This window comes from Thalassospira sp. UBA1131 (assembly GCF_002311515.1).
Classification (GTDB): domain Bacteria; phylum Pseudomonadota; class Alphaproteobacteria; order Rhodospirillales; family Thalassospiraceae; genus Thalassospira.
In genome coordinates this window covers 4,124-25,805 of record NZ_DCAO01000018.1, presented here as the reverse complement: position 1 = coordinate 25,805, position 21,682 = coordinate 4,124, and the positions used below count along the sequence as shown (strand labels likewise).

The 21,682-nt window shown below is 54.3% G+C and carries 21 protein-coding genes, 1 tRNA gene, 2 pseudogenes and 1 riboswitch; of the genes and pseudogenes, 14 read left to right on the top strand and 10 right to left on the bottom strand.

Annotated elements, in window-relative coordinates:
• Nucleotides 1-407, top strand: a pseudogene (locus B3Z49_RS02550) (sorbosone dehydrogenase); the annotation flags it as partial.
• Between the two features lie 94 nt (nucleotides 408-501).
• Nucleotides 502-575: transfer RNA gene (locus tag B3Z49_RS02545), tRNA-Gly, on the top strand.
• 18 nt (nucleotides 576-593) lie between these two features.
• On the opposite strand, the gene B3Z49_RS02540 is transcribed toward B3Z49_RS02545, so the two are convergent.
• From B3Z49_RS02540 to B3Z49_RS02530, 3 genes are all read right to left on the bottom strand, one after another.
• Nucleotides 594-1,181, bottom strand: coding sequence for a sigma factor (locus B3Z49_RS02540; protein ID WP_296988044.1), 588 nt, complete (start codon nucleotides 1,179-1,181; stop codon nucleotides 594-596).
• 6 nt (nucleotides 1,182-1,187) lie between these two features.
• On the bottom strand, nucleotides 1,188-1,646 hold the full coding sequence (locus B3Z49_RS02535) for an ArsI/CadI family heavy metal resistance metalloenzyme (RefSeq protein WP_296988043.1): 459 nt from the start codon (nucleotides 1,644-1,646) through the stop codon (nucleotides 1,188-1,190).
• Nucleotides 1,647-1,730: 84 nt separating this feature from the next.
• Nucleotides 1,731-2,462: a thermonuclease family protein gene (locus B3Z49_RS02530; protein WP_296988041.1), complete on the bottom strand. Its 732-nt coding sequence runs from the start codon at nucleotides 2,460-2,462 to the stop codon at nucleotides 1,731-1,733.
• A 218-nt stretch (nucleotides 2,463-2,680) separates the two neighbouring features.
• Between B3Z49_RS02530 and B3Z49_RS02525 the strand changes: the two genes are divergently transcribed.
• The 3 genes from B3Z49_RS02525 to B3Z49_RS02515 all read left to right on the top strand — a co-directional run bounded on the left by B3Z49_RS02525 (nucleotide 2,681) and on the right by B3Z49_RS02515 (nucleotide 5,800).
• Nucleotides 2,681-4,138, top strand: a complete 1,458-nt coding sequence (locus B3Z49_RS02525; RefSeq protein ID WP_245227770.1) for a TrkH family potassium uptake protein — start codon at nucleotides 2,681-2,683, stop codon at nucleotides 4,136-4,138.
• Nucleotides 4,139-4,275: 137 nt separating this feature from the next.
• A complete protein-coding gene (locus tag B3Z49_RS02520) occupies nucleotides 4,276-4,464 on the top strand; it encodes a DUF3012 domain-containing protein (RefSeq protein WP_008889117.1) in 189 nt (62 codons plus the stop codon).
• Between the two features lie 328 nt (nucleotides 4,465-4,792).
• On the top strand, nucleotides 4,793-5,800 hold the full coding sequence (locus B3Z49_RS02515) for an aspartate-semialdehyde dehydrogenase (protein WP_296988040.1): 1,008 nt from the start codon (nucleotides 4,793-4,795) through the stop codon (nucleotides 5,798-5,800).
• An 88-nt stretch (nucleotides 5,801-5,888) separates the two neighbouring features.
• On the opposite strand, the gene B3Z49_RS02510 is transcribed toward B3Z49_RS02515, so the two are convergent.
• The gene (locus B3Z49_RS02510) at nucleotides 5,889-7,376 is read right to left on the bottom strand and encodes a sensor domain-containing diguanylate cyclase (protein WP_296988039.1); all 1,488 of its coding nucleotides are present in this window, start codon (nucleotides 7,374-7,376) and stop codon (nucleotides 5,889-5,891) included.
• A 382-nt stretch (nucleotides 7,377-7,758) separates the two neighbouring features.
• Here B3Z49_RS02510 and B3Z49_RS02505 point away from each other — a divergent pair, with 382 nt between their 5' ends.
• The 4 genes from B3Z49_RS02505 (at nucleotide 7,759) to B3Z49_RS02490 (ending at nucleotide 10,971) form a co-directional block, all read left to right on the top strand.
• The gene (locus tag B3Z49_RS02505; protein ID WP_232308270.1) at nucleotides 7,759-9,318 is read left to right on the top strand and encodes a TrkH family potassium uptake protein; all 1,560 of its coding nucleotides are present in this window, start codon (nucleotides 7,759-7,761) and stop codon (nucleotides 9,316-9,318) included.
• Nucleotides 9,319-9,471: 153 nt separating this feature from the next.
• Nucleotides 9,472-10,068, top strand: a complete 597-nt coding sequence (locus B3Z49_RS02500) for a TetR/AcrR family transcriptional regulator (protein ID WP_296988036.1) — start codon at nucleotides 9,472-9,474, stop codon at nucleotides 10,066-10,068.
• A gap of 3 nt (nucleotides 10,069-10,071) precedes the next feature.
• Complete coding sequence (locus B3Z49_RS02495) at nucleotides 10,072-10,359, top strand: YciI family protein (RefSeq protein ID WP_296988035.1); 288 nt, start codon at nucleotides 10,072-10,074, stop codon at nucleotides 10,357-10,359.
• A 3-nt stretch (nucleotides 10,360-10,362) separates the two neighbouring features.
• Complete coding sequence (locus B3Z49_RS02490; RefSeq protein ID WP_296988034.1) at nucleotides 10,363-10,971, top strand: DNA-3-methyladenine glycosylase I; 609 nt, start codon at nucleotides 10,363-10,365, stop codon at nucleotides 10,969-10,971.
• A gap of 370 nt (nucleotides 10,972-11,341) precedes the next feature.
• On the opposite strand, the gene B3Z49_RS02485 is transcribed toward B3Z49_RS02490, so the two are convergent.
• The 3 genes from B3Z49_RS02485 to B3Z49_RS02475 form a co-directional block, all read right to left on the bottom strand.
• Nucleotides 11,342-12,823 carry a sensor histidine kinase gene (locus tag B3Z49_RS02485; protein ID WP_296988032.1) on the bottom strand — a complete coding sequence of 494 codons (1,482 nt, stop codon included), beginning with the start codon at nucleotides 12,821-12,823 and terminating at the stop codon, nucleotides 11,342-11,344.
• A gap of 80 nt (nucleotides 12,824-12,903) precedes the next feature.
• Nucleotides 12,904-14,331 carry a dihydrolipoyl dehydrogenase family protein gene (locus B3Z49_RS02480; RefSeq protein ID WP_296988030.1) on the bottom strand — a complete coding sequence of 476 codons (1,428 nt, stop codon included), beginning with the start codon at nucleotides 14,329-14,331 and terminating at the stop codon, nucleotides 12,904-12,906.
• A complete protein-coding gene (locus B3Z49_RS02475; protein ID WP_296988029.1) occupies nucleotides 14,324-15,118 on the bottom strand; it encodes a TVP38/TMEM64 family protein in 795 nt (264 codons plus the stop codon). The genes B3Z49_RS02480 and B3Z49_RS02475 overlap by 8 nt, the downstream gene beginning before the upstream one ends.
• Before the next feature lie 226 nt (nucleotides 15,119-15,344).
• A riboswitch (SAM riboswitch) is annotated at nucleotides 15,345-15,419 on the top strand.
• Nucleotides 15,420-15,501: 82 nt separating this feature from the next.
• Here B3Z49_RS02475 and metZ point away from each other — a divergent pair.
• The 3 genes from metZ to folE all read left to right on the top strand — a co-directional run bounded on the left by metZ (nucleotide 15,502) and on the right by folE (nucleotide 17,976).
• Nucleotides 15,502-16,704 carry an O-succinylhomoserine sulfhydrylase gene (metZ, locus tag B3Z49_RS02470; RefSeq protein ID WP_296988028.1) on the top strand — a complete coding sequence of 401 codons (1,203 nt, stop codon included), beginning with the start codon at nucleotides 15,502-15,504 and terminating at the stop codon, nucleotides 16,702-16,704.
• 200 nt (nucleotides 16,705-16,904) lie between these two features.
• Nucleotides 16,905-17,297, top strand: coding sequence for a Co2+/Mg2+ efflux protein ApaG (gene apaG / locus B3Z49_RS02465; RefSeq protein WP_008889128.1), 393 nt, complete (start codon nucleotides 16,905-16,907; stop codon nucleotides 17,295-17,297).
• A gap of 88 nt (nucleotides 17,298-17,385) precedes the next feature.
• Nucleotides 17,386-17,976 carry a GTP cyclohydrolase I FolE gene (gene folE / locus B3Z49_RS02460; protein WP_008889129.1) on the top strand — a complete coding sequence of 197 codons (591 nt, stop codon included), beginning with the start codon at nucleotides 17,386-17,388 and terminating at the stop codon, nucleotides 17,974-17,976.
• A gap of 86 nt (nucleotides 17,977-18,062) precedes the next feature.
• Here the strand turns inward: folE and B3Z49_RS02455 are convergent, their stop codons facing one another.
• From B3Z49_RS02455 to B3Z49_RS02445, 3 genes are read right to left on the bottom strand one after another with little or no spacing between them, the layout of a single operon-like run.
• Entirely contained in the window at nucleotides 18,063-18,512 is a 450-nt protein-coding gene (locus B3Z49_RS02455) for a c-type cytochrome (protein WP_296988026.1), read from the bottom strand.
• A gap of 60 nt (nucleotides 18,513-18,572) precedes the next feature.
• Nucleotides 18,573-19,445, bottom strand: coding sequence for a fructosamine kinase family protein (locus tag B3Z49_RS02450; RefSeq protein WP_296988024.1), 873 nt, complete (start codon nucleotides 19,443-19,445; stop codon nucleotides 18,573-18,575).
• Nucleotides 19,446-19,468: 23 nt separating this feature from the next.
• Nucleotides 19,469-19,945, bottom strand: coding sequence for a low molecular weight protein-tyrosine-phosphatase (locus tag B3Z49_RS02445; RefSeq protein ID WP_296988021.1), 477 nt, complete (start codon nucleotides 19,943-19,945; stop codon nucleotides 19,469-19,471).
• A gap of 224 nt (nucleotides 19,946-20,169) precedes the next feature.
• Here B3Z49_RS02445 and B3Z49_RS02440 point away from each other — a divergent pair, with 224 nt between their 5' ends.
• Entirely contained in the window at nucleotides 20,170-21,129 is a 960-nt protein-coding gene (locus tag B3Z49_RS02440; RefSeq protein ID WP_008889133.1) for a helix-turn-helix transcriptional regulator, read from the top strand.
• Between the two features lie 148 nt (nucleotides 21,130-21,277).
• Nucleotides 21,278-21,682: pseudogene (locus B3Z49_RS02435) on the top strand (hypothetical protein); the annotation flags it as partial.

The window sequence follows — 21,682 nt, the reverse complement described above, 5'->3', positions numbered from 1 at the left end:
TTAATCGTGCCAGCCAGTCTGGCCAGTTCTATGGCTATCCGTGGTATGCGGGGAACGACACCAGAAGCCCGCAATTTTCCCATGAAACGGTGCCAGAAGAAGTCACTTTCCCGGAATTTACCTTTAATGCCCACAATGCGCCGCTTGGTTTCACCTTCGATGGTGGGGATGCGCTGGTTGCCCTGCATGGATCCTGGAACCGCACAATTCCCGATGGGTACGAGGTTGTCCGGGTCGAATTCATCAATGGCAAGCCGGTGACAGAAAACCCGTTCCTTGTTGGTTTCCTGCGCAGCAATGGCGAAGTGATCGGGCGTCCGGTCGATGTTAAACACTATATCGACGGATCGATCCTGATTTCCGATGACCATGCCAGTGCGATCTGGCGCATGGTGCCGGAAGGCTAAAGTTTTCCGGTATTTGGTCGGGCAATTAATTGGGTGGATCTGGATGGGACCGGCTTGCGTTGATCGGAAAAGCGGGCTATAAATCGCGCGCTTCGCGGGTGTAGTTCAATGGTAGAACGGCAGCTTCCCAAGCTGCATACGAGGGTTCGATTCCCTTCACCCGCTCCAAGCTTTTCCCGAACATCATCATATCCGACCCGGCGCACATGACGTCCTGCTATCGCATGTGCCGTGGCATGTTGTGGCATTGTCATTGCTGTCTTCGCCGTTGGCGGGACAACAGGCAACCAACCGATCGCGCAGACGGTTTCGGGCGCGCTGGACGCGTGACTTCACCGTGGGGAGGGCAATGGCATTGCGGGTGGCAAAGTCGGTTTGCCGTGTGCCGTTAATGTCGATTTCTTCAAGTACGGTCTGGTCGGTTTCGCTCAATCGGCCAATGAAGCCCATCACGCAGTCATGCAAACCGGGTTTGTCGTGCGGCTCGTCATGGTTCAACAGGGTCGGATCGGTATTAAGGGCCTGAAGTGCGGTATGTTCGCGCCCCTGTCGTCGATAGAAGTCCGCCACCTTGCTGCGTGCGACGGCATAAATCCATGCCGATGGATTGGATGCCAAGCGAAGATCTGATTTTTTGCGGATGATCGTTTCAAGGATGTCGGCAACAACATCGTCGACCGCGTCCTGGGGCAGGCGGTGATAGACAAAACTGCGCAGGCCTTTTTGCAAGGCCTGCCAGTCTGAGTTTGTATGATGTGTCGATGCAAACTTCATGGTTCTTTACGCGCAGCACACCTGATCTGGTTGCAATTCCTTGCCCGGTTGTTGGCCACAACAGCCAGCCGCCGACGTTTGTTGATCGGCAGACTGGTTATGTGGCGCATCGTCAAGAATACGATACCACTCCCAGTCAAGTTCGTCTGGTCCTGTTGCCCAGAACTTGGACTGCTTTGCGTGACAACAGCCGGTTTCAGCAACGTCGCTGGTGACAAGATCACTTTGATGCAGACGGGCTGACGCGGTTTCAAATGCCTGTTCGCTGAGACATTCGACACCGATATGGTTCAGGTTTTCGGTTGCCGCCGGGTGTTCGAACAAAACCAGCTTAAGCGGCGGGTTTTCAATTTCGAAATTGGCATATCCCGGCCGTTGTTTGTGCACCGGGCTTGCGAACATTTCACTGTAAAACGCAATGGCACGGTCAAGGTTTTTCACATTCAAGGCAAGTTGCAGGCGCATCGTATTCTCCTGTTTGATCGAAGCGATAAACAGGAAGACGCGCGAAAACGCCAAAAGATGCACCAGCCACCAAAAGGGGGCCGTTTACGGTGATGGCGGGAGATAGTTCAGGTCCTTGGCACGCGCCTCTTCGTCGCTGCAGATTTTGGTGTCTGCGGCAAAATCGGCAAAGCGCGGATCAAGGGTGCTGAGGTAATTCCCCTTGCCGTCAGCAATAAACAGGCAGCGTCCGGTTTCACCGTCAAGCCGTTTACCCGCGCGCCAGTCAGACGGGGCAATCATATCGCCACCATGGATGCCAATGCCGGCATTGTCGGCATCGCGCGACAGCCGGTCATAGCGATGTGAATAGCCCGCAATCGGTAGGGCTTCGCCGTCGCTGATCATTGCAGCCGCCACGTCACGTTCGCCGATGCCGCATTCGACGATGGGGAAATCATCGGCCTTGCCCGCGCGTTCCTGATCACCGGGCCAGCAATGGACATCAAACGGCGCCATGGCGAAATATTTGCGCAATTGCATGGCCGAAGACATGCCGCAGTCCCAGAAACTGCCGTTATGCAGGCATTGCTGACCGAGTTCCGGGGCATCCATGCCCGCGATATCAAGCACCTGACCGGCAATCATGATGGTATCGCCGTCAATCACCTGAACATCGCGGCCCCTGGCTTCCAGTCCGGCCGGATCGGCCTGTTGGGATGTGTTGTCTTGGGACGCATTGTCAGCCGCATGGACCGGCGCACTGTGCCAGTGAAGGCCAATGGCAATCAAGGCCGGAATGGAAAGAAGGACGATCAGGCGGATAACGCGTTTCACACTGGCCTCAAAGATCTGCGGGGTGAGTATTTGGCAAGAATGACACAACGGTCATGGCAAAAGAACAAGCAAAAAGAACGGCAAAATGATGACGTCCTTGTCCGCTAGGTGGCGGGCAGCGGGAATTGCCATCAATGGTGTCATGCACAATAACCGGATGCATCAATTGTCAATTGGCGCTACAAGCGGGTTTGTCTTTTGCTGTCAGGGAAGCTTGCTTGTTCCGTCTGCAACCCATCTTTTTCGTTGTCGGGGTCATGGTCATTATCATCGGTATATCGATGATGGTGCCTGCTGCTGTTGATCTTGCATATGGCAACCCGGACTGGAAAATTTTTGCCCAGGCCTCGATCACAACCATCGGGCTTGGCGGTATGGCGTGTCTTGCCTGCCGGTCGGATATCGGTCCGCGTGTGACGGCGCGCCAGGGCTATGTCCTGACCGTGGTGTCATGGATTGCGATTAGCCTGACCGGGTCCTTGCCGCTTTGGTATTCATCGCTTGAAATCAGTTTCTGTGATGCGGTGTTTGAAACCGTATCGGGCCTGACAACGACCGGATCAACAATCCTGTCGGGGTTGGATGAACTGCCGCCGGGATTGTTGATCTGGCGATCCATCATGCAATGGCTGGGCGGGATCGGGATCATCGTGACTGCCTTGGCCCTTTTGCCGATGATGCGGGTTGGCGGCATGCAGCTTTTCCAGATGGAAAGTTCGGATCGGTCGGAAAAACTTAGCGGCCGCATGCGCGATATGTGCCTGCAGATCGTGATGATCTATTCGGTTCTGACCCTGGTGTGCATTGTGCTGTATCGCATCTTTGGCATGGGATGGTTTGATGCGATCAATTACGGCATGACGACGCTGTCAACTGGTGGATATGCCACGTCGGACCTTTCATTTGCCAAGTTTGACACCAGCCTGTCGCTGCACTGGATTGCCATCCTGTTCATGTTTTTTGGTGGGTTGCCGTTTACCGCCTATGCGGTGTTTCTGCGCAAACGCGCGATCAAGGCCGTGATTGGCAATCAGCAAATCAAATTGTTCTGCCTGATCATCGCAGGTTTTACATTTTTGCTGACCTTGCGGCTGTTACAGATTTCGGATGACGGCTTCTTCCGGTCGCTGACCATGGCGGCGTTCAACCTTGTGTCGGTGATTACGACCACGGGTTATGCATCGGGGGATTACCTGTTGTGGGGCCCCGCCGCGGTCATGCTGTTTTTCTTTGCGACCTTTATCGGCGGTTGTTCGGGATCAACATCGGGCGGGTTCAAGATGTTTCGCCTGTATGTCGTGTTTACCGGGCTTCGTGCCCATTTCATGCGCCTGCGCAGTCCGTCTGCGGTGGTGGTCAGCCGCATTGACCGCCATGAAATCACATCCGATATCTATAACGCGGTTACGGTCTATGTATTTCTTTTGACCATCAGCTATATCGCGGTGACGATTGCCCTTGGTTTGACGGGGCTTGATCTTATTACCTCGATGAGTGCGGCGGCAACAGCACTTGCCAATGTCGGGCCGGGGCTTGGCAATATCATTGGACCGGCGGGCAATTTCCAGTCCTTGCCGGACTCTGCGAAGTGGATTTTGGATGTTGCGATGGTTCTGGGCCGGCTTGAGTTCGAGACGCTTCTTGTGCTGTTGATGCCGTCCTTCTGGCGCGACTGATCCCTGAGTTTCATTTTGCCGATTGTTGGTGTCGGTCTGTGACGGTTGCCACAGACCGAAGGTTTACTTTGCGTCATTTTCGCGCCGTGTATAAGTTTGTAGCGTTAATAACAAACACACAAACAGTGGACACGGACATGAAACTGCAGAAAACGATCACGACCAAAATCGCCGGGGCCCTTGCGGTCCTTTTCCTGGCTGGTGCTGTTTCCGCATGCTCGCCCGAGGTGGGCAGCGAGGAATGGTGCAATGACCTTAAGGAAAAGCCGAAAGGCGACTGGACGGCAAACGAGGCGACCGATTTTGCCAAACATTGCCTGATGTGATCAGTGCATTCGCCTGATCGGACATTAAAACGATCAGCCGATTCTCTTTCATAGTCTGGATATGTCGTCTTTATGGCGGCTAAATCCGCCCTTTGACGTCTGCTTGGCGGTGGTACTGTTGAAGGGCGGATTTTTTATGTCCGCCCGTTTAAAATCGCCATGGAACAATCTGTTGTCCGGAGCGTTTTTACCCAATCAGAACCGCGCATGAATGCAATGCAGCAAGGTACATTTGCGTTACCTTGATTAATCCTTATAATGCGCGGCCCGCGAATGATCGCGGCAGTCGAATATGACAACAAATTTATTGCGAGGTTAGACAACTATTATGAGTGCCGAAAATCTCCATGTCGGTGTCATTGGCGCAACCGGTGCGGTTGGCGTCGAGCTGATCAATGTAATGTTTGATCGCAAGTTCCCTGTGGGTGAACTCACCCTGTTCGCGTCAGAGCGTTCAGCGGGCAAGACCGTGGAGACTAAATTCGGCACTAAGACCGTCGCGCTGTTTTCTGTTGAAGAAGCCAAGCAGTGCGACATTGTCTTCCTTGCTGTTTCCGGTGATTTCGCCAAGGAATATGCGCCCAAGATTGCCGAAGGCGCGCTGGTGATTGATAACTCCTCGGCGTTCCGTCTGAATGACGATGTTCCGCTGATCGTGCCGGAAATCAATGGTCACCTTGCCAAAACGGCAAAACTGATCGCGAACCCGAACTGCACCACGGCGATTGCCGCAGTCGCCCTTTGGCCACTACATCAGGCCTTTGGTCTGAAGAAAGTGATCGTGTCGACCTATCAGGCCGCATCGGGTGCCGGTCAGCCTGGCATGAACGAACTGCGCGAAGGTCTGGCCGCTGGTCTTGCTGGCAAGCCGGTCCCGGCAGAGGTGTTTTCATCGCCGCTGGCCTTTAACGTGATCCCGCATATCGATACTTTCCAGGAAAACGGCTATACCCGTGAAGAAATGAAAGTAACCTGGGAAACGCGCAAGATCTTTGGCGCGCCGGATCTGCCGGTATCGTGCACTGCGGTTCGTATTCCGACCGAACGCACCCATTCCGAGGCCATCGTGGTTGAAACCGAAAAGGTTGTCACCCCGGAGGCGGCCCGTGAAGTGCTGGCAAATGCCAAGGGTGTCAAACTTGTCGATGATCCGGCAAACAACAAATATCCGATGCCGCTGACCGCGACCGAACAGTATGACGTCGAAGTTGGCCGCATTCGTACCAACCTGATCTTTGGTGATCATGGTCTGGAACTGTTTGTTGCCGGTGACCAGTTGCTTAAGGGCGCTGCGCTTAACGCGGTTCAGATCGCCGAGGCATCTATCGCCGACTGATCGCGCACCAAAGCGAATTAAACAAAAAAAACACCCCCGGCAGATTGTTCTGCCGGGGGTGTTTTGTATCTGGTCGCGGCCTTAGGGATCAGGACAGGGAGATATGATCGCGGCCTGATGCCTTGGCGGTATAAAGCGCGTTATCAACACGGGCCATCAAGGTATCAAGATCCTCGCCATCGCGGTATTCGGTGATACCGGCACTGATGGTGACCGGAATATGATCACGCCCGAAGCGGACCGGCGCGTTGCGGACAGAGTCGGCAAGTTCGCGGGCCTTTGTCATGGCTTCCTTGCGATCTTTTCCGGGGAACAGAACAACAAATTCATCCCCGCCCCAGCGACAGATCACGTCGGAGTCCTGCACATTCTGGCGGACCATGGTCAGAACTTCGCGAAGTGCGGCGTCGCCGCCCGGATGGCCATAGCCATCGTTGATTGCCTTGAAGCCATCAACATCAAAACACATCACCGACAGGGGCGCCTTTTGGCGTTTTGAGGTCTGAACCGCCTGATCAAAGATCATGTCAAAGATCTGACGGTTAAACGTGCCGGTCAGTTTATCACGCGATGCCAGTTCTTCGAGGCGTTTTTGATAATTGCGCACGGTCAGGAAGGCGATCAGCCCGACCACGATCGTGATCAGCAAAGAGATCGCGATATTGATGAACAGCGTGTTTTGAAGACGTGCGTCAGATGAATAGTCACTTTGTTCAACAATCAGAAGCCAGCCGAACTCAGGCACCAGACGGCTGTTGACGAAATAGGTGTGTCCGCCATGTTCGTAACTGATCGAAGCGCCAGGCGAGGTCAGGATTTTGGTGGCCTGGGTGCGCATGCCGGGCCGTTCCTGCAGGCTGTGGGCATCGCCAAAGCCGCTGCCGCGCAGCGTGACATGACCTTCGGTGTCGATGAAATAGATCGTTCGGCCATAGCGCGCCTGATAGGTTTCGATCAGATTGGTAACCGAACTGACGGCCAGGCCAACACCGGTAATGCCGATGACATTGCCGTCATAATCACGCACCTGATAATTGACAAAGATCGACAGCCGCGACCGATCAACCGTGTCGTGGTCGATATTGATCTCGTAAGGTTGCTTCCCGTCGCGCGCCCGGAAATACCAGCCATCGGCCGGGTCATCTTCGCTGACCTGTTTGATCACGCCGGTCGGGTGATAATAGTTCCGGGTTTCTTCAGAGATGAAATAGGCCGTGATCGTATCGTAGCGCGACTGGATTTCGGCGAGGTACTTGGTGATCCGTTCCGGATCAGTTTCGCCGGAAAGGGCCCAGTCGCGAAAGAACGTATCATGCGCCATCAACGAGGAAATAAAGATCGGCTGCAACAGATCGCGCTGGATCTCGGAATAGATATTGTCGCTGGTCAGCGGAAGCGTGCTTTCGGAAATCTGTTCTTCAAGAGAATCCCGGGCGACATAGAAGCTTACAAAACTCGTGGTCAGAAACCCGACCGCCAGCAGAACGCACAGAATGATCGCGAAGTATAATTTCTTTCCCCACACGGGAAGCTCCCCAAGGATAGTCACAAGGCAGGCACCGATGATTGAGCTCATCGTTTTTGATCCGGCTAATTTAGGGGAAAGCGCGCCATGTTGCACGACACAATATCAAATACAGGCAGGTTTGCGTTCTTTGAGCGATGTGCTGGAACCAAAAAGAAACCGGCGATTATATTGGAATGATTCTGATCAACAGGTGAACTATCAGAAATCAATAAGAATTGTAGACATAGTTAAGTGGTGATGGGCGCGCAGTGTGGCGATATTGAAAGTCGGATCAAAGGTGACGGTCGTTCATTAATCAGGGTGCGGGCGCGAACAAATCGTGTTGATGATCGCGAAATTCCGACCGCAAGGCAGCGTGCAACAGCTTAAAAGGACTGGACATTGTGGCCCCATATGCCAAGAATTTCGCTGCTTGTGATGAAGGGGGTACATGCAGACCGAATTTTCGGGTATGCAGTGGCTTCCGAAAACAGAACATCAGACGCACCATATGCCGTTTGTCCGGGGGGATTTCGCGGTGTATGTGCCAAGAGGCGCTTCATTGATCGATTTCCGTCCCATTCTTTTCATCGTCGGCATTTTGCTCTGTACGTTGTCGATTGGCATGTTCATTCCGGCGTTGGTCGACCTTTATTACGGGCAGCGTGACTGGATCGTGTTCTCAGCGGCGTCCTTTGTGTCGCTGTTTGTCGGCGGGGCATTGATCATGATGAACCGCATGGACAATCTTAAGATCAATTCACGCCAGGCGTTTATCCTGACCACGCTGAGCTGGCTGGTTCTGACGGCGGCATCGGCGCTGCCATTTGCCTTTTCCGATCTTGATATGTCCTATACCGACGCGTTTTTTGAAGCGATGTCAGGTATCTCCACCACCGGATCGACCGTGATTGTCGGCCTTGATACCGCGCCGCAGGGGATCTTGCTGTGGCGGGCACTTTTGCAATGGCTTGGCGGGATCGGGATTATCGTGATGGCGATTGCCGTCATGCCGATGCTTCGCGTTGGCGGGATGCAGTTGTTCCGCATGGAAAACTCCGACAAATCGGACAAGGCGTTCCCGCGCGCAACCCAGATCGCGATGGGTATCGCGATGCTGTATCTGAGCTTCACCGGGCTTTGGGCGATTATGTTGTGGTCGGCGGGCATGACGCCATTTGATGCGATTGCGCACGCCATGACGACGATTGCGACCGGCGGCTTTTCGACCAAGGATGCGTCGATCGGGCATTATGACAGTGCGGCGATTGATGTGATCATCACGCTTGGCATGGCGACGGGGGCGTTGCCGTTTATTTTGTATCTGCAGATGCTGCGCGGGCAGGGGCGGGCCTTGTTCCGCGACAGTCAGGTGCGCTGGTTCATCACAATTGCGGTTTCGATCGTTGTCGGCCTCGCCCTTTGGCATTCGGAAACCAACAATGTCGATTTCCTGTATGCACTGCGCTTTACGTCCTTCAACATTGTGTCGGTGATGACCGGTACGGGATATGCCACCACCGATTACGGGCTTTGGGGCCCGTTTGCGGTGACGGTGTTCTTCTTTGTCATGTTTATTGGCGGCTGTGCGGGATCGACAACCTGCGGGGTAAAGATCTTCCGCCTTCAGGTTCTGTATGAAATCGCCAAGATCCAGCTTTCGCACATGCTGCGTCCGCATGGGGTTTTCATTGCCTATTACAACCGCAAACCACTTTCGGAAGATGTTACGGAATCGGTTCTCAGCTTCTTCTTCCTGTTTGTGTTCTGCTTCGTGGTTCTGGCCGCAGCACTTGGCGCGATGGGACTTGATTTCATCACCGCAGTCTCGAGTGCCGGCACTGCAATCGCCAATGTCGGACCGGGATTGGGGCCGATTGTCGGCCCGTCGGGCAACTTCGCAACCCTGCCGGACGGGGCGAAGTGGCTGATGTCGATTGGCATGCTGATTGGCCGCCTTGAGGTCTTTACGGTTCTGGTTCTGCTGTTCCCGGCATTCTGGCGCGACTGATCGAAACCCAGGATATTTATCCCGAATTTTCCGGCACCCGCAGGCAATGCTTGCGGGTGCTTTTTGTCTTGTTGACAGAATAGGACAATTGACCTAATTTCGGAATTGGGACATTTGTCCTAATCCTAGGTCAATCGGGCGGCATATCGGAAAATGGCAGCAGAAACACGAGAACGGATTGTCGAGGCAGCGGACCTGCTATTTTACCAGCACGGGTTCGAGGCAACATCGTTTGCCGATATCGCTGCCACCGTCGGCATATCGCGCGGCAACTTTTACCACCACTTCAAGACCAAGGATGACATCCTTGATGGTGTGATCAATCGCCGCCTTGCCAATACCGAGCAGATGCTTGATCGCTGGGAAATTGCCGGATCAGACCCGGCGGAGCGTATTCGAAGTTTCATCCATATCCTGATCGTCAATGGCGAGAAAATCCGGAAATACGGCTGCCCGGTGGGTACGTTGTCGTCAGAGCTGGCGAAGCTGAACCACACGGCAAAAAGCGATGCCGCCGCACTGTTTACCCTGTTTCGCAGTTGGTTGTGCCGGCAGTTCGAACGGTTGGGTTTTGGCGATAAATCCGATGAATTGGCCATGCATATCCTTGGTCGCAGCCAGGGTGTGGCGACCCTTGCCAATGCGTTTGATGATGACCGGTTCCTGCATCACGAGGTCGATCTGATGTGCACCTGGTTGGACGACCAGATTGCCGATCTTACCAACAAAAACAATCCAGACAGGGAGTAGACGATGTTTGCGATCTTTTTGAAATTTGCCGAAAACCGCCCAAAGGCCCCGGAATTCATGGACGCGCACAAAGCGTGGATCAAGAAGGGTTTTGATGATGGCGTGTTTCTGATGGTCGGTAGCTTGCAACCCAATATGGGCGGTGCGGTTCTGGCCCATGGTGTGTCACGCGACGAGATTGAAACCCGCGTGAATGAAGATCCGTTCGTTGTCGAAGGAATCGTTAGCGCCGAGATTCTGGAAATCTCGCCCGCGCGTGCCGATCAACGTCTTGATTTCCTGATGGCCTGAGCAATGAGCAAAACAACAATCGGAACGGATGGAAAATGCCGGTGCGCCTGGTGTGATGCGGCGCCGGAATTTAACGCCTATCACGACACGGAATGGGGTTTTCCGGTGACCGATGACATCCGGCTGTTTGAGAAAATCTGTCTTGAGGGATTCCAGTCGGGATTAAGCTGGCGCACGATCCTGACCAAGCGCGAGAATTTCCGCAAAGCCTTTGCCGGTTTTGATTTTCACAAGGTCGCGCAGTTTGATGATGCGGATGTTGAGCGACTGCTTGGTGATGCAGGGATCATCCGCCATCGCGGCAAGATCGAGGCATCGATCAACAATGCCAAAAGGGCCTGCGAGATGGTGGCCGAGGAAGGGTCACTTGCTGCCTATTTCTGGCGGTTTGAACCGAAACCGGATGAGGTCGACCCGCCACAGTCGATGTCAACGTCGCCGACGTCCGTTGCCCTTTCCAAGGATCTCAAAAAACGCGGTTGGAAGTTCGTCGGGCCGACCACGGTGTTTGCGTTCATGCAGGCGATGGGCCTGATCAATGATCACGCGCAAGGTTGTTTTTTGCGCCAACAGATTGACGACATGCGTGCGTCATTGGTTCGCCCAAGCTGATGTGATGTCAAAAAAACACCCCTTGTCCAAATCTGGACAAGGGGTTTTGAGGGCGGGGACCATTTCAGATCCCCTGATGATAATCCGGCAAGGATTATGGGGTCTTCGACATGCGGTCTCACTTGAGGTGCCAACGTCAAGGGAGGGTGCAACAGGGGTAGGAAGGCTTCAAAAGAATACGGTGCACACTCAAGTAAGTTTGGCGATACCGAACTTTGGGTCAGGAGCGGATCGGGGATCGGGATCAAGCCCGGCATCGCCATAACCCAAGGTCGCAAATGCTGATCAAAAGATAAAATCGAATATAAAATAAAAATAGATAGAAAAAATCTATCGATCAGATGCGCTGCAGCACAGGAATGCAGCGAAATCAGTTCCCGAGTGGCAATTTGACTGTGAAAACAGCACCATCCGGCCCTGTTGCAGTGAGGCGAAGTTCACCGTTATGGGTGCTGATCAGTTCGCGTGCGATGGCAAGGCCAAGCCCGGTGCCGCCTTGTCGCCCGCTGCCGGCAAACGGGACGAACAGGTTTTTGATCGCCTTTTCGGGTAACCCCGGCCCGTTGTCGGCAATGAAAACTTCGATAGAGCGGCGGGCCTTAGCCGATTCGTCACCCTTTTCAGGTTCGGTTTGAATTTTATGACTGATGGTGACGGTAGTCGCCCCGGCCTCCAGCGGGTTGCGCATCAGGTTGCTGAAGGCGCGAAACAGCATGTCATAGTCCGCTTCAAGCATGACATCATCAGGCAGGTCGATCTCAATGCGCGCGGGGCAGGGTTCACTGGCCACAGGTGCATCGCCCATGCCGCCATCAAGCAACGGTTCGCATTTTTGCAGCAAAATCTGATCGCGGATTTCTTCGATCAGTTCAATCAGCGTGAAGGTTGCCAGATCGCGCGGTGGTGGCGTCTCGCGGGCAAAGGACAGGGTTTGTTCACTGATATAAACCGCACGTTCCATCGATGACAACAATCGCGGCACGACAGCACGGACTTCGTCGTCTTCGCTTTTGGCAAGCTGTTCGGTCATCAGCATCGATGTCGCCAGTGCATTGCGCAGATCATGGCTGATTTTGGTGGCGGCCGTACCCAGGGCGGCAAGTCGGCGACGCTGATTAAGCATCGCCTGAATGTCTTGCTGCATCATGGCAAGTTCCTGGCGGGCAACACCGATTTCATCATCGCGTTCGCCCGGATTGATCAGCGATGCCTTGTCCTGTGGGTCTTCGCGAAAACGGATCATGTCGCTGGTCAGGGTTCGCATCGGGCGCACCAGCAACCGATTAAGCGCGAAATAGACAAGCCCGGCCGTAAAGAATGAAATCATCAGCGACAGGCCAAATACCCGCCAACCGAAATTACGCATCGCCTCGGTCAGGCGGTCTTCATGCACAAGCACCTCGATTTCGAAATCTGGCGCCATGGAGGGCATGCCGACCACGCGCAATACCCGGTTTTCGGTCTGGCTGAGTGTTGCCAGTCCTTCCATCAAGGCCATCGGAATCGAGAAATCGCTCAGATTGACGTCCTTGTCGACCTTGGCGGGCATATCATCGCGTTGCAGCAGCAATTTGCGATCTTCACGGCGCAGGATGACCGCCTCGATCCCGGCATTGGACAGAAGTTCGCGTTCAAGATCATCAGGGATCATCTGATCGGGGGTGGCTTCAAGGGCAAGGGCCGCGAGGTACCCGGAGTCAAGATGTGCCTTTAACCAGTCAATCCGAAAGCGGGCGACAGAAGGGGCAAAGACAAACACCTCGGCAAGCATCACAAAGCTTACCGTCAGCACCAGAAGGCGCGCGGAAAGCGATTTGGCCCATGGGGGCAATTTCAGATGCCGGTTATTCATTAACTGATGTTAGGCCGATAAACCGAAAAAAGTACAGCAATACAGATGCTTGTTTTCACACGCGACGGCAAGCAAGCCGCTTATGCGAATTTGAGCAGGAAACGCACAAGCTTGCGGGTTTTTTCGCCAAACAGGCTGGGGGTATACCAGGCCCCGGCGACGCGTTTGGAAAGTTCGCCCAAGGTCGGGTAAGGCGCGATCATGCCAGCGATGGCGCCAATCTTCATCTTCTTGCTGATGGCAAGTGACCAGACACCGATCAGTTCACCTGCCTGCCGTCCGACGATGGCAGCCCCCAGAATCCGGCCGTTTGGTTTGGTGATGACCTTGATGAAGCCCTCGGTCTCGGCCTCTGCCCGGGCGCGGTCATTTTCGGCGTAATCCCAGGTCACAACGCGGATGTCATCGCCATATTGTTCGCGAGCAGCCTTTTCGGTCAGGCCGACCTGTGCCAGTTCCGGGTTGGTGTAGGTCACCCATGGCACGGCACTGTGATCAACCTTGGCCGGAAGACGGAACAGCGCATTGCGAATGACGATGCCAGCATCATATCCTGCCATATGGGTAAATTGCAGGCCGCCGGTGATGTCGCCAATGGCAAAGACCTTTTTGTTTGATGTCCGCAAACGCGCATCGACGGAAATACCGCGGTCGGTATATTCAATGCCGGCATCCTTCAGGCCGAGATTTTCGACATTGGGTTTGCGTCCGGTTGCCAGCAAAAGGTGGCTACCTTCCAAGGTAATCTCGATGCCCTGATGTTCGATCACAACCCTGATCTGGTCATTCACATCAAGGATTTCCTTGGTTTTCCCCCCTTCATAAAGGCTGATGCCATCGGCCTTGATGCGGTCACGGACAACAGCCACCAGATCCGGATCATCCTTGGGCAGGATGGTGCCCATTTCAATCACGGTAACTTTTGCGCCCAGCTGATGATGGGCCTGCGCCATTTCAAGCCCGATGGGGCCGCCACCGATGATGATCAGATGTTCGGGGCGGACCCGGTTTTCAAAAATGGTTTCGTTGGTGAAATAGCAAACGGTTTCAAGGCCGGGGATCGGCGGCACTGCGGCACGCGATCCGGTGGCGATGACAAAGCGTTTGGCCTTGATTGTGGTGTCACCGGCAACGAGTTCACCCGGACCGGTAAAACGGGCTTCGGCCTGAATGACGGTGCAGCCGAGTTCTTCGAACCGTTCTACCGAGTCATGTGGCGCGATACCGGCGATCACGGAATGAACATGGTCGATAGCCCGGCCAAAGTCGATCTCCACGGGGCCGGTCGATACGCCAAACCGTGAAGCCCTGCGTGCATTTTCCGCGGCATGGCCAGCCGCCAGCAGCGCCTTGGACGGAACGCAGCCGGTATTAAGGCAATCACCGCCCATCTTGCCCTTTTCGATCAGGACAACCTTTGCGCCCATCTGGACGGCCCCGGCCGCGACCGAAAGGCCCCCCGATCCAGCCCCGATGACACAAATATCGGTCGTGATGATCTTATTCATCGGCGTTCACCCCGATCTTACGTTTGCGCAATTTCTTGTACGCCACCGGCAAAAGCGCCAGCACGGCAAGCCCGATGATCGGGGTCAGAATACGGGGTTCAAAGATGATGCCAAGATCAGGTGTCTTGCCCTGATCAAACAGGGCACCAAGACCATCCCCGATCGAGGCATAAACAAAAGTGCCCGGAATGATTCCGATCATGGTGCCAAAGACAAAGGATCGCAGTTTGACGCCAAGAAGGGCCGGCACAAGATTAACCAGCCAGAACGGAAAGATCGGGATCAGGCGCAAAACCATCAAATAGCTGAACGCGTTTTCAGCAAAGCCTTCTTCCATCCTGCGGACGGCGTTTCCGGCCTTGGCACGCATCAGATCGTAAAACGCATAGCGGGCCGCAAGGTAAACGATTGTCGCGCCAATGGTGGCGGAGACCACAACATAACTGGTGGCAAGAAACGCCCCGAACAGAAAGCCCCCTGTGATGGTCAGGATCGACCCGATTGGCAGGGAAAGTGCGACCGAAACGACGTAAAGCCCCATAAAGACCAGAATGCTGGAAACCGGGTTATCGGCAACAAAACCCTGCAACAGGTCGCGGTTTTCACGCAGGGACTCAAATGACAGCAAATCGAGAATGCCGCTGGCCCATGCAATGACAAGTCCGACAACCAGAACAATCACCGGCAAAAGCTTGCGCCATAGGGGCTTTGACGTGCTTTTGATTTCGCTGTGGGTATCTGGTTTCTGGTCGGACAAGTGTGACGCCATTGAACTGGTTTTGGTCATTGATTTCAGGCTCTTGCAAGTCGTTCGTTCGGGTCGAAATGCAAATCCCTGAATACAGGATCGCATTATTTGACCCAACATTAGAGAGAAATTTCAAAACTTGCTTATGAACTGCCTTCACCATTGCGTGAGGGCAAATTGTACAAAGCCTGGCCGGATGGCGTAGGAACATGCGCAATAAACCTGAGGGAGTGGCGCTTGACGTAGGGTAAAACTGGACGTATCGTCTGCGCATCGTGGGATTTGTCGACCGGCTTGCGGCCACGTAAAAAATCGCTAAAGAGGGGTGCTATGGCTTCGGCCCTGACCCATTCATGCCGGTCAGGGTTTTTTTGTGTCCGGATTACGGTATGCATACATTCCGGGCATGTAGGAGCAAGACGATGACGACCGACAAAAAGGCTTCCGATAACTGGCGCGCGGCGACCCGATCCGTGCGTGGCGGTACAGCGCGCAGCGGATTCTGCGAGACCTCCGAAGCCATCTTTATGAATTCCGGCTATGTATATGAAACTGCCGCCGAGGCCGAGGCCTCCTTTGATGGCAGCGGTCCGGAACGTTTTGTGTATTCGCGTTTCGCCAACCCGACTGTTGGCATGTTCGAAGAACGCCTTGCCCTGATCGAGGGCGCGCAATATTGCCGCGCGACAGCATCGGGCATGTCGGCTGTCTGGAATGCATTGGCCGCCAGCACCAAGGCCGGTGGCCGTGTGGTTGGATCGCGTGCGCTGTTCGGGTCGTGTGAATTTATCCTGACCACGCTTTTGCCGCGGTTCGGCGTTGAAACCGAACTGGTGGACGGCACGGACAAGGACGCCTGGGAAAAGGCACTTTCGAAACCGGCCGATGCGGTTTTCCTTGAAACACCGTCGAACCCGACCCTTGAGGTTCTTGATATCGCCTTCATTTCCGATCTGGCGCACAAGGCCGGTGCCAAGGTGATTGTCGATAACGTCTTTGCCACACCGATCCTGCAAAAGCCGATGGAACTGGGGGCGGATATTGTCGTCTATTCCGCGACCAAGCATATCGATGGTCAGGGGCGCTGCCTTGGCGGGGCGATCCTGTTTAATGACAAGGAATGGCACGACGAACATCTGACCACCTTCCTGCGTCATACCGGGCCAAGCATGAGCCCGTTCAATGCCTGGGTTCTTCTTAAGGGGCTTGAGACACTTAGCCTGCGTGTGGATCAGCATATTCGCAATGCAACCGCATTGGCTGAATTTCTTACGGAACAGCCGCAAGTGTCACGCGTTCTATATCCGGGGCTGAAAAGTCACCCGCAGCATGAACTGGCAATGAAGCAAATGTCTGGCCGTGGTGGTGGATTGATCGCAATCGAGCTTGCCGGTGGTAAGAAAGCAGCCTTCTCGTTGCTTGACAATCTCAAGCTGATTGATATTTCCAACAACCTTGGCGATGCAAAAAGCCTTGCAACCCATCCCTGGACCACCACGCATCAGCGTGTACCGGCCGAGGACAAGATTGTAATGGGCATTACCGAGGGCATGCTGCGTCTATCTGTCGGTCTGGAAGATATTGATGACCTCAAGGAAGACCTGTTGGCGGCCCTTGCCGTTTAAAAGCATGGACCAACAGTAATCCTGACATCGATCCGGCCCGTACATTGTGCGGGCCTTTTCGTTTCCGATCCGGGGGATAATGCCAGTTTGTTTTGACTGCTGACTGGTACTTTCGGGAAGGATTGTCTACATAAAGGGTCCATCCATCGCATTCTTGGCTGATGCAAATTGACTGGAACACACTTGGCCCGGAGATATGCATGTATTCGACCGTAACCCACGACATCAAGGTATCGGTAAAGCCGATGTTCCTTGAGGACGAATCAGACCCGGACACCCATCGTTATATTTGGGCTTATCGCATCGAGATCGAGAATCTCGGCTCGAAAACTGTTCAGTTGCTTAACCGTCACTGGCGGATTACGGATTCGCGCGGCGAAACCCAGGAAGTCAAAGGCCCGGGTGTTGTCGGCGAACAGCCTGTTTTGGCATGTGGCGAAAGTTTCAACTACACCAGTGGCGCGCCACTGACCACGCCAAGCGGCTTCATGGTGGGCACTTTCGAAATGACGGATATGGACGGCAATCATTTTGATATTGCGATTCCAGCCTTTTCGCTGGACAGTCCGCATGGGCAACACACTGTGAACTGATCGCGTCAAAAAACAGTATCAGGTAGCGCGGGCCGTGAGCCCCACCAAGGCAGGTTCAATCCTGTAATAAAATGACAAAGGATTTGGTATGTGCAGCGAACATAACCCGGTGAAGCGTCCGACACGCGAAGAAGCAGAAGAAGCGGTTCGGACACTTCTGCGTTGGGCAGGGGATGATCCCGACCGCGAAGGTTTGCGCGGAACCCCTGACCGTGTGGCACGGTCTTATGGTGAATTCTTTGCTGGCTATCAGCAGGACCCGGCCGAGATTCTGCGTCGGACATTCGAAGAAACCGACGGCTATGACGAAATGGTCGTTCTGCGCGACATTCGCGTCGAATCCTATTGCGAACATCACATGGTGCCGATCATTGGTGTGGCACATGTCGCCTATCTGCCGCGCCGCCGTGTCGTTGGTATTTCCAAACTGGCCCGCGTGGTCGAGGTCTATGCCAAACGCCTGCAGATTCAGGAAAAGATGACCGCACAGGTTGCCAACACCATTCAGGAAGAACTTGATCCGCTTGGTGTGGCGGTGGTGATTGATGCCAATCACCAATGCATGAGCACCCGTGGCGTGCACAAAACCGGCGTATCAATGGTCACCAGCCGGATGCTTGGCGCATTCCGCGATGACCCGATCACACGCCGCGAATTCTTTGCCATGATCGGTCGCTAAGACCCATTCAGACGATCCAAAAAGAAAGGCCGCAGCACCAAAATGCTGCGACCTTTTTTGCGTCGGGACCGCAAAATTTGTCCGATCTATTCCTTGAAATCGCTATGGCAGGATTTGCAGGTCTGCATCATTTGACCGAGTGATGCCTTGAAATCGTCTTCTGATCCGCCGCTAACTGCGACCGATTTAAGATCGCTGGCCTTGGCGTGCAGTTCGTTTGCCAGATTTGTGAATTTTGACCAGTCTTCCCAGATGTCTGACAGTGCTTCAGACGGTTTGCCATTACTGCCTTCCGGGAAAAGGGCGGTAAAGGTCTCGCCTGAGTGACCTTCGATAATCGTCGCGGCTTTCGCGACCTGATCCGGGTCATAGGGCAATGCACCCTTCATCATCGGGACCATGATTTTGACCTGTTGGCCAATGGCCTTCATGCCTTCCATGCGTTCCTTGACAACACCGGTTGCCCCTTCGTGGGCGATGGCGGCAATGCTGACCGTCATGGTCAAGGCGATGGCGGCTCCTGCTAGTACTTTCAACTCTCTCTTCCCCATTCTAGGTGTGCCTAACTGATGGTATTTTGTGTTTGTTCACGTGCTTTAGTGCCCAAATCGGGCAAGGATATGGTCAACCGAACCGACATAATGGCCGCCAAACAGGCGAACGTGGACCAGTAACGGATAAAGATTATACAAATCACGGCGTTCTTCAAAGAACCCCGGCTCTATCGGCAGTATTTCATCATACCGCGCGAAAAATTCCGGCGTCAGATCACCAAACAACGTCCCAAAGGCCAGTTCGATTTCCCGATCGCCGTAATAGATCGCCGGATCAATCAAGCCCGCAAGCCTGTCAGACTGACACAGGATATTGCCACCCCACAAGTCACCATGCAGCAGCGCCGCTGTGCTTTGGTCTTGCAATAGATCAGCAAGCCTGTCGATCAATCGATCAACGCGCGCGGCCATACTACCGGGCAGCTTGCCTTCGCGATGTGCGTGTTGCGCCATATGACGCAAACGGTGTTCGGCGAAGAACGTGATCCAGCTTTCCTCGGGTGTATTTGGTTGCGCCAGGCCGCCAATTAAAGTGTCAAATCCAAGTCCGAACGTTTCGGACGTTACCTGATGCTGCGTTGCCAACTGTTCGGCAAGGTCGCGCTGCACAGCTCCAGTCATTCGGTTATCGTTGGCGATAAATGTCATCACCAGACAATTTGCGTCGGCATGGATGACCACGGGACAGGGGATCGGAGAGTGCGTTTTGAAATAACGCAGCATTTCCGCCTCGATCAAAAGGCCCGCATTATTTTGTGCATCATTTGTCGGACTGTACTTGATCACCAGTTGCTGCCCATCATCCAGATCGGCGCGCATTACATTGGCAACGCATCCACCCGAAAGTGGCGCGACGGATCGCACCGACGCCCCGGTGTGGCGTTTGATCAAATCTGCAAGCGCGCGTTTATCCATAATCCATTCCGGGGGCTAAGGGCCTAGATGTCGTGTTTTTCGCGGATGTGCGACAGCAGGTTGCTTGAGGCTTCCTCGATCATGTCAAACACATCGACAAACCCGTTGGCGCCGCCGTAATAGGGGTCGGGGACACTTTGTCCTGCCATCGACGGATGATAATCCAGAAACAGCTCAATACGGTGCTGATGGGTATTGGGTGCCTGGCGGCGCATATCGCGCAAATGCCCGTCATCCATGGCCAGAACATAGTCAAATTCGTGGTAGTCGGCGGGCCTGATCTTGCGGGATCGAATATCGCTTAGATCAATGCCGCGACTTTTGGCCATTTCACGCGACCGCGGGTCGGGCAATTCGCCAACATGATAGGCCGACAGCCCGCAGCTATCGACGCTGATATGGGCATCCAGTCCGGCATCACGAACCATCTTGCGAAAAACGCCATCAGCCGTGGGCGAACGACAGATATTGCCGGTGCAGACGAAAAGAACCTTGATCACGCTATCATTCCGTATTGTCTGGGAAGGGGCAGGAGATGGTTTAAAAGTGACATGCCCGTACCCGGTCGGCAATGGCTTGTCGTTGCGTCCAGTGATCTCCATCTCAGCGGATTTTTAAAAATCGCGATCAATGTAACAGCTTCGTGACATTTTGAATGTGACACTGACAGGTCGGTCATTAGTTTGTATGATCGCGCCAATTACCTTTAATTTGGCGTGTTTTGATGCAGGAATTTGTTTCTTTTGGTTTGCATGTTGCCCTGATCCGGCAACTGGCATGGTTGCCGCGGGGCTATGACCTTGTCCCGGGCGGGACGGTTGTAACTTCTGCCAAGCTGCGCAGCATCATGCTCGCACTTGAAGAGATCAATGGTCCGGCGGTGCTGGTGCGTCTTGGGCGGTATCTGGCGGCCAAGGAACAGGAACCGATCCTGACCATGTTGCGTCACTCGGCAACGCCGTCGGTGATTGCTGATCGCTGGCGCCGACTTGAAGGCTATTCCCACGCACGTGCTCGCAGCGATTTTTCCGTCACCGGAAAATCCATGACCATCCATCGCGGGGTTGTGCGCGGTCAGCCGCCGGCACGGGTGGAAAACCTTCTTTTGCTGGGATTTTTGATCGGTTTGCTTGAGGCGGCCGGGGCCGAGAATATTGACGCCACAATTTTGCCCAGCCACGGTCCGGCAGTGCGCGTGACGCGCAAGGGCCGGATTAGCGACAAACTGGCATTTTCCGGTCGCGGCCTTCGTTTTCGGATTAACTGGGGCAGTTTCGAACAGGTTTCGTCCTCCTATCCATTCATGGCCAATATGCCCGGCACCGCGCCGTCAATCGGGGCGCAACGCCCGATTGTGCAACAACTTTGTACGGTGTTGGAACATGACATCGGGCGTAGCTGGACGATTGATGAAGTTGCTGCTGCGCTTGATACATCCGGGCGCACCTTGCAGCGTCGCTTGCAACAGGCCAACAGCCGGTTTTCTGATCTGTTGCGCCTGGTGCGCGTGCGAGAAGCCTGTAGGCTTTTATATGGCACCACCCTTTCGGTTGGTGAAATCGGGTTCTGGTGCGGCTTTACAGATAATGCGCATTTTTCACGCGATTTCAGACGTTTGATGGCGATGCCGCCCTCGGTCTACCGTGAAGCCAGCATCGGCCATGCCGGGTTGACCCGGGCGTGATGCCCAACCAGTCTGATGCTGGCCGCGGCCATTTAAGGTGTGCTGGCTGATTGCCGGGTGATTGACCTGCCCGGTTTCCTTGGGTATCAGCAGCGCCATGAATGATTTCGTTTAAATCATCGTGCCCCTTCGCATCCATGAGGCTGCCATGACTGACCCCATCCGTCCTGCAAACGAGTATTCCGGTTTTCTGCCGCCGCGTTTTGACAATCGACCGGATGCCGATGATGTTTTGGTCAAAACATGGACCGTTGGGGACGCACTGACCGATCATAGCGTGCCGGAAATACCAGCTGCCCTGTCGCTGTTTTTTGATCTGGTTGCCCCGGCAGCGGGCCGGTCGAATGCAACCGGGTTTGCCATGTTGTGGCTTGATCGTCATCCGCATGAAGAACCGGGCTGGCGTCTGTCCATCGGGCATGTTGGATCCGAGGATGATCTGGAATTGGCAGTGGCCAAACCGTTGGCGCGTCTTGTTGATGCCCTGCCGATGGCTAATTTTGAATGCGAAAGCTGGCACATGACCCGTCCGCTTTGGCGCAAGCGCGCCGAG